General features: G+C 30.5%; 14 protein-coding genes and 1 tRNA gene. 8 read left to right on the forward strand and 7 right to left on the reverse strand.

Annotation, left to right across the window (positions count from 1 at the left end; translation table 11 throughout):
• Positions 1–3: 3 nt before the first annotated feature.
• Positions 4–1401, reverse strand: a complete 1398-nt coding sequence (locus ACULEV_RS08990; protein WP_445458534.1) for a DEAD/DEAH box helicase — start codon at positions 1399–1401, stop codon at positions 4–6.
• A 236-nt stretch (positions 1402–1637) separates the two neighbouring features.
• On the opposite strand from ACULEV_RS08990, the gene ACULEV_RS08995 reads away from it, so the two are divergent.
• Positions 1638–3350 carry a M14 family metallopeptidase gene (locus ACULEV_RS08995; protein ID WP_445458337.1) on the forward strand — a complete coding sequence of 571 codons (1713 nt, stop codon included), beginning with the start codon at positions 1638–1640 and terminating at the stop codon, positions 3348–3350.
• Positions 3351–3395: 45 nt separating this feature from the next.
• Here the strand turns inward: ACULEV_RS08995 and ACULEV_RS09000 are convergent, their stop codons facing one another.
• Both ACULEV_RS09000 and ACULEV_RS09005 read right to left on the reverse strand, forming a co-directional pair.
• Positions 3396–3842 carry a ferritin-like domain-containing protein gene (locus ACULEV_RS09000; protein WP_445458338.1) on the reverse strand — a complete coding sequence of 149 codons (447 nt, stop codon included), beginning with the start codon at positions 3840–3842 and terminating at the stop codon, positions 3396–3398.
• A gap of 133 nt (positions 3843–3975) precedes the next feature.
• A complete protein-coding gene (locus ACULEV_RS09005) occupies positions 3976–4563 on the reverse strand; it encodes an NUDIX hydrolase (RefSeq protein WP_445458339.1) in 588 nt (195 codons plus the stop codon).
• Between the two features lie 7 nt (positions 4564–4570).
• On the opposite strand from ACULEV_RS09005, the gene pyrE reads away from it, so the two are divergent.
• From pyrE to ACULEV_RS09020, 3 genes are all read left to right on the forward strand, one after another.
• Positions 4571–5218 (forward strand): orotate phosphoribosyltransferase, encoded by a 648-nt coding sequence (gene pyrE, locus ACULEV_RS09010; RefSeq protein ID WP_445458340.1) that lies wholly within the window; start codon positions 4571–4573, stop codon positions 5216–5218.
• A gap of 16 nt (positions 5219–5234) precedes the next feature.
• Positions 5235–5627: an SRPBCC family protein gene (locus ACULEV_RS09015; RefSeq protein ID WP_445458341.1), complete on the forward strand. Its 393-nt coding sequence runs from the start codon at positions 5235–5237 to the stop codon at positions 5625–5627.
• Positions 5628–5706: 79 nt separating this feature from the next.
• Positions 5707–6441: a sulfite exporter TauE/SafE family protein gene (locus tag ACULEV_RS09020; RefSeq protein WP_445458342.1), complete on the forward strand. Its 735-nt coding sequence runs from the start codon at positions 5707–5709 to the stop codon at positions 6439–6441.
• 37 nt (positions 6442–6478) lie between these two features.
• Here ACULEV_RS09020 and ACULEV_RS09025 read toward each other — a convergent pair.
• From ACULEV_RS09025 to ACULEV_RS09040, 4 genes are all read right to left on the reverse strand, one after another.
• Positions 6479–6554 (reverse strand) — tRNA-His (locus tag ACULEV_RS09025).
• Positions 6555–6629: 75 nt separating this feature from the next.
• Positions 6630–7346 (reverse strand): bacillithiol biosynthesis deacetylase BshB1, encoded by a 717-nt coding sequence (gene bshB1, locus ACULEV_RS09030; protein ID WP_445458343.1) that lies wholly within the window; start codon positions 7344–7346, stop codon positions 6630–6632.
• Positions 7347–7439: 93 nt separating this feature from the next.
• Positions 7440–8471: a chorismate-binding protein gene (locus tag ACULEV_RS09035; protein WP_445458344.1), complete on the reverse strand. Its 1032-nt coding sequence runs from the start codon at positions 8469–8471 to the stop codon at positions 7440–7442.
• Entirely contained in the window at positions 8471–8896 is a 426-nt protein-coding gene (locus tag ACULEV_RS09040; protein WP_445458345.1) for a PaaI family thioesterase, read from the reverse strand. Before ACULEV_RS09040 ends, ACULEV_RS09035 begins: the two co-directional genes overlap by 1 nt.
• Before the next feature lie 126 nt (positions 8897–9022).
• Here ACULEV_RS09040 and ACULEV_RS09045 point away from each other — a divergent pair, with 126 nt between their 5' ends.
• The 4 genes from ACULEV_RS09045 to purL all read left to right on the forward strand — a co-directional run bounded on the left by ACULEV_RS09045 (position 9023) and on the right by purL (position 16767).
• Complete coding sequence (locus ACULEV_RS09045; protein WP_445458346.1) at positions 9023–10582, forward strand: hypothetical protein; 1560 nt, start codon at positions 9023–9025, stop codon at positions 10580–10582.
• 23 nt (positions 10583–10605) lie between these two features.
• Positions 10606–11247 (forward strand): DUF1579 domain-containing protein, encoded by a 642-nt coding sequence (locus tag ACULEV_RS09050; RefSeq protein WP_445458347.1) that lies wholly within the window; start codon positions 10606–10608, stop codon positions 11245–11247.
• Positions 11248–11383: 136 nt separating this feature from the next.
• Positions 11384–12943: an endonuclease gene (locus tag ACULEV_RS09055; RefSeq protein WP_445458348.1), complete on the forward strand. Its 1560-nt coding sequence runs from the start codon at positions 11384–11386 to the stop codon at positions 12941–12943.
• A 152-nt stretch (positions 12944–13095) separates the two neighbouring features.
• Positions 13096–16767 (forward strand): phosphoribosylformylglycinamidine synthase, encoded by a 3672-nt coding sequence (gene purL, locus ACULEV_RS09060; RefSeq protein WP_445458349.1) that lies wholly within the window; start codon positions 13096–13098, stop codon positions 16765–16767.
• Positions 16768–16955 lie beyond the last annotated feature (188 nt).

The following is a 16955-nucleotide window of genomic DNA, read 5'->3' on the forward strand; positions in this document are numbered from 1 at the left end:
TCCTTATCTCCTACTATTTTCACTTCGAGAAGTGAATTTTGGATGTGTTTCCTCTTTTTCTTCTTCCTTTTTCACCACTTGTCGAGCAACTTCAATTTTATACTTTTTTCCTTTCATTTTTTCATCCTTAATCTTACCTAATAAATCTTTTACTTTTGTATAACGAACCGCTACAAACGATATAAAATCCTTTACTTCAATTAAACCAATATCGTCTTTTTCTAATGCTCCTTTTTGAGAAAGAAAACCTACAATATCAAATTTATTCAATTTGTTCTTTTTTCCACCACTAATATAAAGTGTTTGAAAAACAGGTGCTTTTGGTAACGATTTAGCATTGGATACATCTAATCTTCGTTTACCATAATCAAAATAATCTGATTTTTTTTCTGTTTCATGAATTATCACATAAGCCGTTCCAGTAGCTAGCATACGAGCAGTACGACCATTACGATGTGTGAACTCGTCTTCTTTAGCTGGTAAATGATAATGTATAACATGTTTCATTTCTGGAATATCTAGACCACGAGCACCTAAATCGGTAGTGATTAAATAAGAAACACTTCCGTTTCTAAACTGAATTAAAGCACGTTCACGTTCGTCTTGGTCTAAACCACCATGATAAAAAGTGGAAATAATACCTTTTGCAGTCAACATATCATAAATACGTTCCACTGCTTCTCTGTGATTACAAAAAATAATAGCTGATTCAGAATTTAACGAACAAATCAATTGAAAAAGCGATTCAATTTTATCTTTCGATTTCGAAAAAACAATACGAATATCTAGATTTTGATTACTTTTCTCATCTTCAATAAAATCAAGGATAGTTGGGTTAACTACTTTCGTATATTTCGGTATTTCAACTCCAGATGTAGCTGAAACTAACACTCGTTTATTCAATTTAGTTAGTTTACCAATAATATAAGACATTTCTTCATGAAAACCCAATTGTAACGATTTATCAAATTCGTCTAAAACTAAGGTTTTAACATTTTCCGTTTCAAAACTACCTCTATCTAAATGATCGGCAATTCTTCCTGGCGTTCCAATTAATAAAGCTGGTGGATTACTTAAATTATTAATTTCGGTATCAATAGAATGACCACCATAACACATATTCACTTTATAATGTGTTCCCATTTTTTTCCAAACTTGTTCAATTTGTAAGCCTAATTCACGAGAAGGAACTAGAATGACAGCTTGTACACCTTTTACATCTTCTTCCAACATTTGGAAAATAGGCAATAAAAAAGCTAATGTTTTCCCAGAACCTGTTGGCGATAACAATAAAACATTCGCATCATTTAAAATAGCATTTTGTGCTACTTCTTGCATTTCATTTAGTCTTTGAATATCAAGATTCAAAAGCACATTATTAGAGAGTGGATTTCTATTCATGTGGCAAAGATAGGCTTTGATTTTAGATTTTGACATAACCTTTAATCATTTGTAAAAAATTACCATTAAATAGATTGTGAAAAACTAAACTCAATGACTCTTAATTACTAATAGTTAAAATTATAACTTCTAATTATTTGAAGATAGATAAAATATACATGAATATTTTTGATATTCAATTAATTAAGTGATTCATTTTTTAATTATATTTGAGTGAACTCTTAAAGCTAACCTATATGAAAAAATTACTACTATTCTTGTTAATTACATCTGCATCGTTAACTTTTTCTCAAGATTTAAAAACTCCTTTCGAGAAAGGAAACGGAAATCAATCTACTACTTATGAAGAATGTATTGCCTTTTACACAAATTTAGCCAAGCAATTTAAGACTATTATAATAGAAGAAAAAGGGTTAACTGATTGTGGTGAACCTTTACACGTTGTTGTTTTTGCAGAAAATAAAACTTTTGACTACAAACAAAACAAAGCAGTTATCTTAATTAATAATGGAATTCATCCAGGCGAACCAGATGGAATTGATGCAACTATGTTATTTTTTAGAGATTTAGCAACAGGCAAAATAAAAACACCGAAAAATACAATTATTGTTGCAATTCCTGTTTATAACATTGGTGGAAGTTTAAACCGAAATTCACATTCACGAGTTAATCAGAATGGTCCTGAAGCTTATGGTTTTAGAGGAAATGCTCGCAATTTTGACTTAAATAGAGATTTCATAAAATCAGATTCAAGAAACTCTAGAAGTTTCCAAGATATTTTTCATGAAGTAAATCCAGATATGTTCATTGACAATCATGTTTCAAATGGAGCCGATTATCAATACACTTTTACATGTATTAGCACACAACATCAACGATTAGGTGGAAAACTAGGTGAATTTTACAAGAACGAAATGCATCCAGAAATCATGAAAGAGTTACTGAAGAAAAAAATTGAAAGCACACCTTATGTTAATATTCATGGTGACAAACCAGATAATGGATTTTCTCAATTTATGGATTCTCCTCGTTATGCTACAGGTTATACTTCACTATTTAACTCGCTTGGTTCAGTTCCAGAAACACACATGTTAAAGCCTTACAAGGACAGAGTTAATGTTACTTACGAATACATGTTAGCTACCCTAAATTATGTAGATAAAAATTTTCAAAAAATTAGACAATTAAAATCTGAAAATTTAAAAAACTATAAAGTTGGAATGAAATATCCTTTACAATGGGAATTAGATTCCTCTAAAGTTTCTAAAATTGAATTTAAAGGTTATAAAGGAGATTACAAACCAAGTGATGTAACAGGTAAAAAAAGATTATATTATGACAGAAATCAGCCTTTTACAAAGAAGATTCCTTTTTACAATGATTACAAAGCAACAAAAGAAATAATCATTCCATCTTATTATGTAGTTCCAAAATCGCAATGGCCTATACTTGATTTGCTAAAATTAAATAATATAGCTTTAAAATCGATTTCAAATGATACAATTATAAATGTAGAAAGTTATAAAATCGCATCTTATGAAACTAGTAAAAGACCATACGAAGGACATTATGGTCATTATAATACAGCTGTAAACAAATCTACTGAAAAGATTGAATTTAAAAAGGGAGATTTTTTAATTAATACGCAACAAGAAGGTGTTAAATATTTATTAGAAACTTTAGAACCAGAAGCTGTTGATAGTTATTTTAATTGGAACTTTTTTGATGCTATTTTACAACAAAAAGAATACTTTTCTGCCTATGTGTTTGAAGATTTAGCTAAAGAATTATTAAATAAAAGTGCTAAATTAAAAGCTGAATTTGATGCAAAAAAAATGACCGATAAAGAATTTGCTGAAAGTGCAGAAGCACAATTGGATTATATTTACAGAAATTCTCCTCATTATGAAAAAACACATTTACAATATCCTATTTATAGAATAAAATAAAAAAGAGAAAAGGACTTTCAAATGAAAGTCCTTTTTTATTATAATTTAAACCGTAATATTCTTATAGGCCTTAATCTTTGCCATAGCTTTTTCAATCATCATCAACTGAGATGAAATAATGGCAAATAGATGAGGACTTAGAGAATCACTCTTGACAGCTTCTTTAAATGTATTTAAAGCCGCTTCTTCACCAGTCAAACAGGCTTCAATAATAGCGTCTTTATCGTGACCTGTTATAAGTGATTTAAAATCAATCCAAGCTCTATGAATAGCTCCTAAAGGACCATCAGTAGCGTCAGTTGACTTTCCTAGCTTATTAATTTCATCTTGCAATTGAATCACCATTAATGATCTATCTCTTGCAATACCCAAAAATTCTGTTTTAAGTATTGGATCTTCACAATTCTCAGCAGCGTTAGTGTAACCTACTCTACCATCTTCTAATATTGAGATAAGTCCGTTTAATATTCCTATGTTTTGTGTAGTTTCCATGTTAAATTGTTTTTTTAATGTTTATACAAATTTCTAAAAAACAATACATAAACTCGTTACAAAATTTTCAAAAATAGTTACATAATGATTATATAAGCAAATAAATAGAAACACTTAACTCGTTTTATTCTATCTATTTTTTAAATAATAATTTAATATTTTCGTAAGAATTCTCTAGTAATTTAGGAATGTCATTTGGGTGAATCCATTCAACTTTTTCAATACCTTCATCTTCTTGTCCTTTTGGTATGCCTTTAAAAGTAGACTTCATTTCGTACCAATACGTCTGCTTTAATTTGTACCTACCATTTCGTTTAAAAACATGATATGTCTTTTGTAATTTCTTAACAACAGATAAACCAGACACTCCAGTTTCTTCCTCCACTTCTCGCATAGCTGTCTCTTCCATTGTTTCATTTTTTTCTGTTCCACCTTTTGGTAAATCCCATTTTCCGTTTCTGTAAATGAATAAAACATTCCCTTCTTCATTATAAACAAGACCTCCTCCTGCCTTTACGACTGGAATTTTTGCTTTTAATGTCTTCATAATCAACTTTTCATCTGGATGATATAAAAAAGCATTTTCAATTTTATTTTGAAATAATTTTATAATCAGCTTTTTAATATCTATGCTTTCCAAGAGAAAAATTTTAAAATTAGTCTCTTTTTGTACTTCATTTGTTAAAAAAAGTGCCTTATCGTTTACAAAAACTTTATACATTTGCAATATGATTTTTAATACCAACACAGCCGAAAAAACAGCCGAATTGCTTTTACAAATAAACGCAATTAAATTAAATTCTAAAAATCCTTTTACATGGGCTTCTGGATGGAAGTCTCCCATCTATTGTGATAATAGAATAATCCTCTCATTTCCAGTAATTAGAAATTTCATTAGAGATGAATTTGCTAAAAATATTGAAGAAAAATTTGGCAAACCAGATGTTATTGCTGGTGTTGCTACTGGTGCAATCGGTATTGGTATACTTGTTGCAGAGGTAATGGGACTACCATTTGTATATGTAAGACCTGAAGCAAAAAAACATGGAAGACAAAACCAAGTAGAAGGTTTTCTTGAAAAAGGACAAAATGTTGTTGTTGTTGAGGATTTAATAAGTACAGGTGGAAGTAGTCTATTAGCTATTGAAGCTCTCAGAAATGAAGGAGCTAACATTAAAGGAATGGCTGCTATTTTTACTTATGGATTTGATCTTTCTGTAGCTCGTTTCAAAGAAGCAAATATAACATTATTCACATTAAGTGATTATGAAAATCTTCTAAAAGAAGCTGTTAACAGAAGATATATTGATCAAGATGAGATGACAACCTTACAAGAATGGAGAAAAAGTCCAGCAACCTGGAATATAGAAATTTAAAAAAAAATACCTGAAAATGAATTTAGAAAGCACAAAAGTAGTTGTTGAGAAATCAGACGAATACATTTTTAATGCCTTAACTGATGTTAAAAACTTCGAAAAATTAATGCCTGAAAATATTGCTAAATTTGAAGTAATAGATGAAAATTGTTTTGAATTTGGATTAAAAGGAATGCCAGAAATTAAATTATTAAAAAAAGAAGCCATTCCAAATTCTAAGATTATTTTAGGAGCCGCTTCAAGTAAATTGCCTTTTAATCTAACTGGTAATATTGTTGCTCTTGATGCTAACAAAACTGAAGTACAGTTATTCTTTGATGGTGATTTTAACCCTATGATGGCTATGATGATAAAAGGTCCAATTGGAAAATTTATTGAAACTTTAGTTCAAAACATGCATAAATTATAAGTTGCATAACAAAATAAGTATAAATGAACTCCTGACTTTTCAGGAGTTTTTTTATTTATATTTGAGGAAAGATTAAAAAATGTTTGAAAGAATTAGTATCCTTTTTTTGTTCTTTGCTGTACTTGCTGAAATCATTGGAACAATTGGAGGTTTTGGTTCGTCGGTGTTTTTTGTTCCTTTAGCTAGCTTTTTTTTCGATTTCCAAACTGTTTTAGGTTTAACGGCAATTTTTCATTTATCGAGTAATATTAGTAAAATAGCACTTTTTAGAAAAGGTTTAGATAAAGAATTATTACTAAATATAGGATTACCATCAGTTATATTTGTAATATTGGGTGGTTTGTTATCAAATTATTTAGATACTGAAATATTAAAAATTATACTAGCACTTTTTTTAATTGGATTTAGCTTACTTTTTTTAATCAAGAAAGAATTAGTGATAAAACCAGAACCTAAAGAATCGATTATTGGTGGTTCACTTTCAGGGTTTACGGCTGGTTTACTTGGAACTGGTGGAGCAATTAGAGGAATTACGATGGCTGCTTTTAACTTAGAAAAATCAGTTTTTATAGCTACCTCAGCTGCAATTGATTTTGCTATCGATTTTACTCGAACTATAGTTTATTTTAAAAATGGTTATATACACCAGCATGATTTAATCTATGTGCCTTTTTTATTTTTAATTGGATTAGTTGGAACATATATCGGTAAGTACATTCTACAATTCATTCCACAAGAGAAATTCAAGACCATCTCACTCCTATTAATTTTTCTAGTAGGAATTGTAATGTTTATACAAATCTTTATAAAATAAAAAAAGCATTGAATTTCTTCAATGCTTTATAATTTAAGGGTGAATGATGGGGCTCGAACCCACGACCCTCGGTACCACAAACCGATGCTCTAACCAACTGAGCTACAATCACCATTTGTTTTTAACGAGTGCAAATATAGCACATTTCATTAATTCTGCAAAAGTTTTTGAATATTTTTTTTGAATTTTTACATCAAATTCCCTAAACTATTGACTGCCAAATATCTTTCAACAGTGAATCCTTCTGCATATTCTACTCCTACAAGTCTTCCTAAGTCTTTCGCTCTATATTTTATTGAATCCAAGAAGTTTTTTGAAGTAATTGGTGTAACAGGCTCATTTGAATTGGGATTATAAAACTGTGTGCCATAAGCCAACACACTTTCCATCTTTATATCTATAAAACCAGAGATATCTACAACAAAATCTGGCTCAATATTTTTCCATTGAATGTAATGATAGACTACTTTTGGTCTCCAAGCTTTTTGAGAAACACCATCAAGTTCGGTTTCTATTTTTATTAATCCAGATAAAAAACAGGCATCGCTTACCAAATTGCTACCTTTTTCATGATCGATATGTCTGTCTTCAATAGCATTACACAAAACAATTTCTGGTTGATATTTTCTAACCATTTTAATAACTTCTAGCTGATGCTTTTCATCATTTGTAAAAAACCCATCTCTAAAACTTAGATTTTCTCTTACAGTTACTCCTAATATTTTAGCGGCAACTTGCGCTTCTTTATCTCTTGTTTCAGCCGTACCTCTTGTGCCTAGTTCTCCCCTTGTTAAATCTATAATCCCTACTTTTCTTCCAAGTGAAATTTCTTTTGCAATTGTTCCTGAACATCCTAATTCAACATCATCTGGATGTGCACCAAATGCTACTATATCTAATTTCATATTATGTATAATTTATTTTTTAGCAGTCATGATATATAATCGTTTTTAATCTATTATAGTTTGTATAATCAAACCCTTTCGTCATAAGCGATTTCATATCTTTATTATTTTTGCTATTGTTGCTAATTTATTTTCAGTTTCAAAAAATTCTTTTTCCGAATTACTATCCTTCGTAATTCCACAACCTACATACAAATGAATATTTTCCTTTTCCACTTCCATACATCTTAAATTTACAAATAGATTTTTCTTAACCACATTCCATTCTCCTAAATAACCTGAATAAAATTTTCTATTGTATTTTTCGTTAGCTAAAATAAAATCTAAAGCTGGTTCTTTGGGTAAACCGCAAATTGCTGGTGTAGGATGCAATACATTTACGATTTCTAATGCTGAGTTAGAAGCAATCAATTTAGCACTAATGTTTGTTTTTATATGAGCCAAATTTCCAGCTTTTTCTGTGTAAGGAATTGAAATTTCCATTTCTTCAACAAAAGGAGTAATTTGATTAATAATAAAATCAGTTACAAATTGTTGCTCTTCTTTTTCTTTAGTTTCCCAAATAATATTTTCGCTATACAATTGTGTTCCAGCTAAAGCAACTGTATTGATATCATTATTTTCAATATAAAGCAATTGTTCTGGTGAAGCTCCCATCCACATCCCTATCTTAGGATGATAAAACAAATAGCGAAAAGCTTTCTTATAATTGGAAAGCAATTTTAAAAATGAAGCTTCAAAATCAATAGAAATGGGCATTGAAACTTTTCTAGAAACCACTACCTTTTGGAATTGATTATTTTCAATAGCCTCAACTGCATTTTTTACTAAAATTTCAAAACTATTTTTTTGTTCTAAACTAAGTTCAGGCTTTTCAAACAAAAATGGTTCTTCAATACAATGAGGAATATTTTCTACAAAAAAATCACTATTTGAAGATTCAATGCTATAGCTTTGTTCCTTATTAAAAGAAGTAAAAACAAAACCATCTTGTCCTTTGAAAGATATTAATGAATTATTTCTTTGAAAATAAGCTTGTAATTTATCTTCATTTGGATTAGCAAAAAGAACAAAAGGCAATTCTTTACTGTAATGTATTCTTGCTTTCTCTATTACTTTTTGCATTATGCTTTTCTTCTTGGTAAAACCATATTTGTCAATTTACAAAGCGAAATCAAAGCATCATCTTCATCAACAATTCTTATTTCCCATAAATGAATACTTCTACCTTTATGAATAATCTTAGCTGTTGCATACACTACTCCTTCTCTCTTACTTTTTAAATGATTAGCGCTTATTTCTATTCCTCTTACCTCAAATTTTTCTGGGTCAACAAACATAAGTGAAGCTGCACTTCCAACACTTTCTGCTAAAGCTACTGTTGCTCCACCATGCAATAAACCCATGGGTTGATGTACTCTAGGATTTACAGGCATTTTTGCTGTCAAAAAATCTTCTCCTGCATCAATATATTCAATTTCTAAAGTTTGCATCAATGTGTTTTGAGATAATCTTTTGCAAACCGATAACATTTCTTCTTTGTTAAACATTTCTTAGTTATTTTATGCAAAAATACAAATTAATCATCTTTTTATCTATATAAGAAAATGATATATATTTCGTTATAATTTTAAAAATAGTACATTTACACATCAAAATTGCTAATTTAGAATTCAATGAAAAGTTACTCCTATATAATTGTCATAGTATTTACTATTTTATTTTCTTGCAGAAATGACTTCGATTTTGAACCAAGTGTTGGAAACTTATCATTTTCAAAAGATACAGTATATTTAGATACTGTTTTTACTAACATTGGCTCGAGTACATATACATTAAAAGTATATAATAATAGTGATAAAAACATTGCCATTCCAAAAATACAATTAGGAAATGGACTAGCTTCAAAATATCGATTAATGGTTGATGGTATTCCTGGACAAGTATTTGAAAATGTTGAAATGTTAGCCAATGATAGCTTATTTATTTTTGTAGAAGTTACTGCTGATGTGGCTGATGCAAATCCTTCAGATTTCTTGTATACAGATCAAATTCGATTTGGCACTGATGGTAATTTTCAAAAAGTAGAATTGGTTACTTTAATTCAAGATGCCTATTTTATTTACCCTGAAAGAGTCCAAAACCCAGATAATACTTATACTTATGAAAACGTAAGTCTTGGTACAGATGAAAATGGAAATCCAATTACCATTAAAGCAAGTGTTTTATCTGAAAATGATATGATTAACGGAAATGAGTTACATTGGAACAATACCAAACCTTATGTAATATATGGTTATGCTGTAGTGCCTAATTCAAAAACTTTAATTGTTGATGCAGGTGCGCGAATTCATTTTCATGCCGAATCTGGTTTAATTGTTTCTGATAATGCTTCTTTACAAGTAAACGGAACTATTTCAACAACAGAAGAATTAGAAAATGAAGTAATTTTTGAGGGAGACCGTTTAGAACCTGATTTTTCTGAAATTCCTGGACAATGGGGAACAATATGGTTTACACTTGGCAGTACAAATAATAGTCTATCAAATTTGACAATTAAAAATGCTACTGTAGGATTACTTGTTACTGGTAATGATGGTACAATCAATCCTACACTTGACTTAAATAATATTCAAGTCTATAATTGTAGTAATGTAGGTATTTTAGCTCGCACAGGCTCTATATATGGCTTAAATGTTGTAACTAATAATTGTGGGGAAGCTGGTATAGCTTGTACTTTTGGTGGTAGTTATGAATTTACTCATTGCACTTTCGGAAATTATTGGCCTTCACCTAATCAAACTTCTCTATTTGTTGATGATTATGATGGTTCTATTGAATATGCGTTAACCAAAGCTGATTTTAATAATTGTATTTTCTATGGTTCAACAAATTATTCAATTGCATTTGAAAAAGAAGGTTCTGATCCCAATTTTAATTATCAATTTAATAATTGTTTGATTAAATTTAATGACTTTAACAATCAATTTTCTAACAATCCTCTTTATCAATTTTCAGGTTCTAAATATGTAAACTGTTTGATTGCGACAAATTCAACAACAAACAATCCCGATTTTAAAAACCCTTCTAAAAATCAATTACTTATAGGACAAAACTCAGCTGGTAAAGGAACAGCTGACTTTAATTACTCTTCTGGAACAAGTGATATTCTAGGAAATCAAAGAAATAATCTTCCAACTGATATTGGTGCTTATAATTTTAGTATATTTGAGTAAACAAAACTAAAATTTTTAACATTATGAAAAAATTATTACTCCCTCTGTTGTGTATTGTTTTGATTAATTTTATTTCTTGTAAAGACATTGATCCTAAGGCGGACAGTGAATATAACTTAGAAATACCTGAAGTAATTGTACAAAATGAACTTCCTCCTGATTCTGCTACAGTAAGTAAAGCATGGGAAAAACATATGACTCCTTCCAAAACACATGAAATAATGGCAAAAGATAATGGAATTTGGGAAGAAGAGATTATAATGTGGTCCAGTAGAAAAAGTGAACCTGTTAAAGCAACCTTTAGAGTTGAAAACAAAATGATTTTAGGTGGAAGATACCAAGAAGCAACACATAAAGGGGATATGATGGGTATGCCATTTGAAGGAAAAAGCACTTTAGCATATGACAATACAGCTCAAGAATACATATCTACATGGGTCGATAATATGGGTACTGGTATAATGGTCATGAAAGGAAAATTCAATAGTGATACTAAATCGATAAACTTTGAAGGTAAAACAATAGATCCTTTAACCAGAAAAGAAAAAAAGGTAAAAGAAATATTTACATATATTGATGAGAACACTCAAAAAATGGAAATGTTTGATACTGATTATGATGGCAAAGAATTTAAAAGTATGGAAGCTATTTTGAAAAGAAAATAATTTTAAACTAAGAAGTTTTCAATATTAACAAATTATTAACAATTTGCTAATAAGTATGTTAATAAATTAATAATACGTTAATTTTAGATTTGAAAAATGTGGTTAGATTTGCTAAGTAACTAACACACAACAAGCAATGAAAAAAATTAACGTATTTTTTGCAATATTTTTTGCAATCTGTTCTTATGCCCAAGCTCCAAGTGGCTACTACTCTTCAGCGACTGGAAGTGGTTATACTTTAAAAACCCAACTATACAATATTATTAAGAATCATACAGATAGAGGTTATAGTGGTCTTTGGACAACCTATAGTACTTCTGATAGAGATCATCAAAATGAAAATGATAATACTATTTTCGATTTATACTCTGAGATTCAAAACGGCAAAGATCCATACAATTATACATACAGTACAAACCAATGTGGAAGTTATTCAGGAGAAGGAAGTTGCTATAATAGAGAGCACATGATTCCTCAATCCGTTTTTAACTCTTCATCTCCAATGGTTTCAGATGCTCATTTTATTACACCTACAGACGGATATGTAAATGGAATTAGATCCAATTATCCTCATGGAAATGTTGCTTCCGCATCAAAAACTACTAGAAATGGAAGTAAACTAGGCACAAGTGCTGTTTCTGGTTATTCAGGAACTGTTTTTGAACCTGTTGATGCTTTTAAAGGTGATATTGCAAGAATGTATTTTTATTTTGCAACAAGGTATGAAAATACAGTATCTAATTATTCTTATACTATGTTCAACAATACTAGCAATCAAGTTTTCACAACTGCTTTCTTAAACATGCTATTAGCTTGGCATGCACAAGATCCTGTAAGTTCAAGAGAAATTGAAAGAAATAATGCTATTTATGCGAGACAAGGAAACAGAAATCCTTACATAGATAATCCAAATTATGTAAATACAATTTGGGGTGGAACATCTTCTGGAGGAGGAACATCAACAGGTTCAAAAAGTGATTTATATTTATCAGAATATGTAGAAGGTTCATCCAACAATAAAGCATTAGAAATTAAAAATGAAACAGGTTCTTCTAAAAGTCTATCCATTTATTCCATAAAAAAACAAACTAATGGAGCTGGTTCTTGGAGTAGTGCATTAACACTTTCTGGAACTTTAGCAAATAATGGCAAATATGTTATTGTAAATAGTTCAATAGCTTCAACTTGTTATAATAATGCAAATCTTTCAACAAGTTCAACAGTAATGACTTTCAATGGAAATGATGCTGTAGGCTTATTCAAAAATGGAATTTTAATTGATATTATTGGCAATTTCAACGGTGGTTCTTCTAATTTTGCAGCAGATGTAACATTAAGAAGAAAATCAACAGCTACAGCTCCAAAGACAAGTTATAATAGCGCAGACTGGGACACTTATTCAGCTAACACTTGTAACGGATTGGGTAATAAAATTTCTCTAGAAAACAATAATAATGATGATGAAGTTGAAATAAAAGCCTATCCAAATCCTAACAAAGGAATATTTACTATTGATTTCAACAAAAATGAAACAGGCTATTTAGTAGAAATATTTTCTATGCAAGGTCAAAAAGTATTTAAGAAATCTGTTGAAAAAGAAAATAAATTACAAATCAACAACTTAACAACGGGCATATATTATGTAACCATTTCAAATATAAATTTCAATAAAATGATTCGAATTATAGTTGAATAAATTTTAACATATAAAAATGAACAAATCCTATCATTTGTTAATGGTAGGATTTTTTGTTATTAAAATGTTATTAAGATTGATAAAATTATACTTTGAACTTCAAACTTTTTAAGATAAATTTGCATTTTAAACACAACTAACAACACAACACAATGATTCATTTCTTCGGAAACGAAAGTACTACTATTTTTGCAGTTCAAACGCAAAATGCACTTTCGACAGAAACCATATCAAAATTGAATTGGCTTTTTAACGCTTCTTTACTTGTAGACAATCAAAATAATATTCAGGCATCAATTGATGCTTTTTTTGTTGGTCCAAGAGCTGCAATGATAACACCATGGAGTACCAATGCTGTGGAAATTACACAAAATATGGGAATTGATGGTATTGTTAGAATTGAAGAATTTGAAAAAGTGGCAGAAGATTTTTCTGATTTTGACCCAATGCTTTCACAAAAATATAAAGGATTAAATCAAGAAATTTATACTATTGATATTCAACCAGAAGCTATTTTAGAAATTGATGATATTGCCCAATACAATCAAACAGAAGGATTGGCTTTAAATGAAGAAGAGATTGAATATTTGAATAATTTGGCTACAAAAATTGGCAGAAAACTAACCGATTCCGAAGTATTTGCTTTTTCACAAGCCAATTCAGAACACTGTCGCCATAAAATTTTCAACGGAACTTTTGTAATTGATGGAAAAGAAAAAGAAACTTCACTATTTAAATTAATAAAAAAAACATCATCTAAAAATCCCAATGATATTGTTTCTGCATATAAAGATAATGTAGCTTTTGTAAAAGGACCACGAGTAGAACAATTTGCCCCAAAATCGGCAGACAAACCTGATTTTTACGAGAAAAAAGAGTTTGAATCGGTACTTTCTTTAAAAGCTGAAACTCATAATTTCCCTACAACCGTAGAGCCTTTCAATGGTGCTGCAACAGGTTCAGGAGGAGAAATTCGTGACCGTTTAGCAGGTGGACAAGGTTCGCTTCCTTTAGCTGGAACTGCAGTTTATATGACTTCTTATTCTCGTTTAACGAATAATAGAAATTATGAAAATGGTATGGCTGAAAGAAAATGGTTATACCAAACTCCAATGGATATTTTAATAAAAGCTTCAAATGGTGCTTCCGATTTTGGAAATAAATTTGGACAACCTTTAATTACTGGTTCTATTCTTACATTCGAACATGAAGAGCAGGCTCGTAAATTAGGTTACGATAAAGTAATCATGCAAGCAGGTGGAATTGGTTATGGAAAATTAGACCAAGCGATTAAAAAGAAACCACAAACAGGTGACAAAATTGTTATTCTAGGTGGTGAAAATTATAGAATTGGAATGGGTGGAGCTGCAGTTTCTTCAGCAGATACAGGTGCTTTTAGCTCAGGAATTGAGTTAAATGCTATCCAACGTTCCAATCCAGAAATGCAAAAACGTGCAGCAAATGCTATTCGTGGTTTAGTGGAAAGTGACAATAATCCTATTGTTTCTATTCACGATCATGGTGCTGGTGGTCATTTAAATTGTTTATCAGAATTAGTGGAAGAAACGGGTGGATTAATCGATTTAGACAAATTACCTGTTGGTGACCCTACATTATCTGCAAAAGAAATTATCGGTAACGAATCACAAGAAAGAATGGGATTAGTTATTGGTAAACAAGATATTGACATTTTGCAACGCATTTCTGATAGAGAACGTGCTCCTATGTATCAAGTGGGTGATGTTACTGGTGATCATCGTTTTACATTCGAAAGTAAAACTACTGGTGCAAAACCAATGGATTATGCTTTAGAAGATTTCTTCGGAAGTTCTCCAAAAACGATCATGACTGATAAAACTATTGCTAGAAATTATTCAGAATTAAGTTATTCACAAGAAAATATACCTACCTATTTAGAAGAAATTCTAAAACTAGAAGCTGTTGCCTGTAAAGATTGGTTGACTAATAAAGTAGATCGTTGTGTAGGTGGAAAAGTAGCTAAACAACAATGTGCTGGACCATTACAATTACCTTTAAACAATGTAGGTGTAATGGCTTTGGATTATAACGGAAGAGAAGGAATTGCTACTTCAATTGGGCACTCACCTATTTCCGCATTAATTGATCCAAAAGCAGGAAGTAGAAATGCAATTGCTGAAGCGTTATCAAATCTAGTTTTTGCTCCTTTAAAAGACAATTTAAAAAGCGTTTCCTTGTCTGCCAACTGGATGTGGCCTTGTAAAAACGAAGGAGAAGATGCACGTTTGTACGAAGCTGTTGAAGCTTGTTCGGAATTTGCAATCGAATTAGGAATTAATATTCCAACAGGTAAAGATTCGCTTTCTATGAAGCAAAAATATCCAAATGAGGAAGTAATTGCTCCAGGAACGGTAATTATTTCTGCCGCAGGAAATTGTAATGATATAACTAAAGTAGTCGAGCCTGTTTTCCAAAAAGACAAAGGTGCTGTTTACTACATCAATTTATCTCAAGAAAATTTTAAATTGGGCGGAAGTTCATTCGCTCAAACACAAAATAAAATTGGTACTGAAACACCAACTATAAAAGATAGTATTTTCTTTAAAAAGGCTTTTAATACCATTCAAGAAGCGATAAAAGCAGATTTGATTGTAGCAGGACATGATATAGGAAGTGGTGGTTTAATAACTACTTTATTAGAAATGTGTTTTGCAGATGTAAACCTTGGAGCTACATTAGATTTTAGTTCGTTTACCGAAAAAGACTTAGTAAAAATACTTTTCTCAGAAAACATTGGAATTGTTTTACAAGCGAAAGACGATGTAACTTTCGAAAAAGCATTTGAAGGAATTGAAGTATTCAAATTAGGAAAAGTTGTTGCAAGCAATGAATTGAACATTACGCACAACCTACAACTTACAACCTACAACATTTCACAATTACGAGAAATGTGGTTTGAAACCTCTTTCCTACTCGACCAAAAACAAACCAAAAACGGAAAATCTTTAGAACGTTTTGAAAACTTTGCTAACCAACCGTTGAATTATACTTTCCCAAGTCACTTTACAGGAGAAATTGCTTCATTTCCAAAAGAAAATAGACCAAAAGCGGCTATTATTCGTGAAAAAGGAAGTAACTCCGAACGTGAAATGGCAAATGCAATGTATTTAGCTGGTTTTGATGTAAAAGATGTTCACATGACCGATTTAATTTCGGGTCGTGAAACTTTAGAAAACATTCAGTTTATTGGAGCTGTTGGTGGTTTTTCTAATTCGGATGTATTAGGAAGTGCTAAAGGTTGGGCTGGAGCATTTTTGTACAACGAAAAAGCCAATACTGCATTGAAAAACTTCTTTAAACGTGAAGATACTTTATCTGTTGGAATTTGCAATGGTTGTCAATTAATGATGGAATTAGAATTGATTAATCCAGAGCATGAAGTACATGGAAAATTAAAGCACAATGAATCTCATAAACACGAAAGTGGTTTTACTTCAGTAACAATACAAGAGAACAATTCGGTGATGTTGAAAACCTTAGCTGGAAGCACACTAGGCGTTTGGATTTCACATGGAGAAGGAAAATTCAACTTACCTTACAGTGAAGACAAATACAATATTGTGGCTAAATATGGTTACGAAAATTACCCAGCTAATCCAAATGGTTCTGATTTTAATACAGCTATGATGTGTGATGCTACTGGAAGACATTTAGTAATGATGCCACATATAGAACGCTCTACTTTTCCTTGGAATTGGGCACACTATCCAAAAGACAGAAACGACAAAGTTTCCCCTTGGATTGAAGCTTTTGTAAACGCAAGAGAATGGATTGAAAAGAAATAATATTTTTCTAAAATACATATAAAAGAACAGCCTCAGTTTCTAAAATTGAGGCTGTATTCTTTTAGAAATGTTTTATATTTATTTAATGAGTAAACTTCATCAAATAATCACATTTCTCTTTTTAGGTTTCTTTTGCAAAAAACGTATCAAAAATTAATATATAATACAAATTTCTCTTCTATCTGTAA

Source organism: Flavobacterium sp. HNIBRBA15423 (assembly GCF_052655965.1).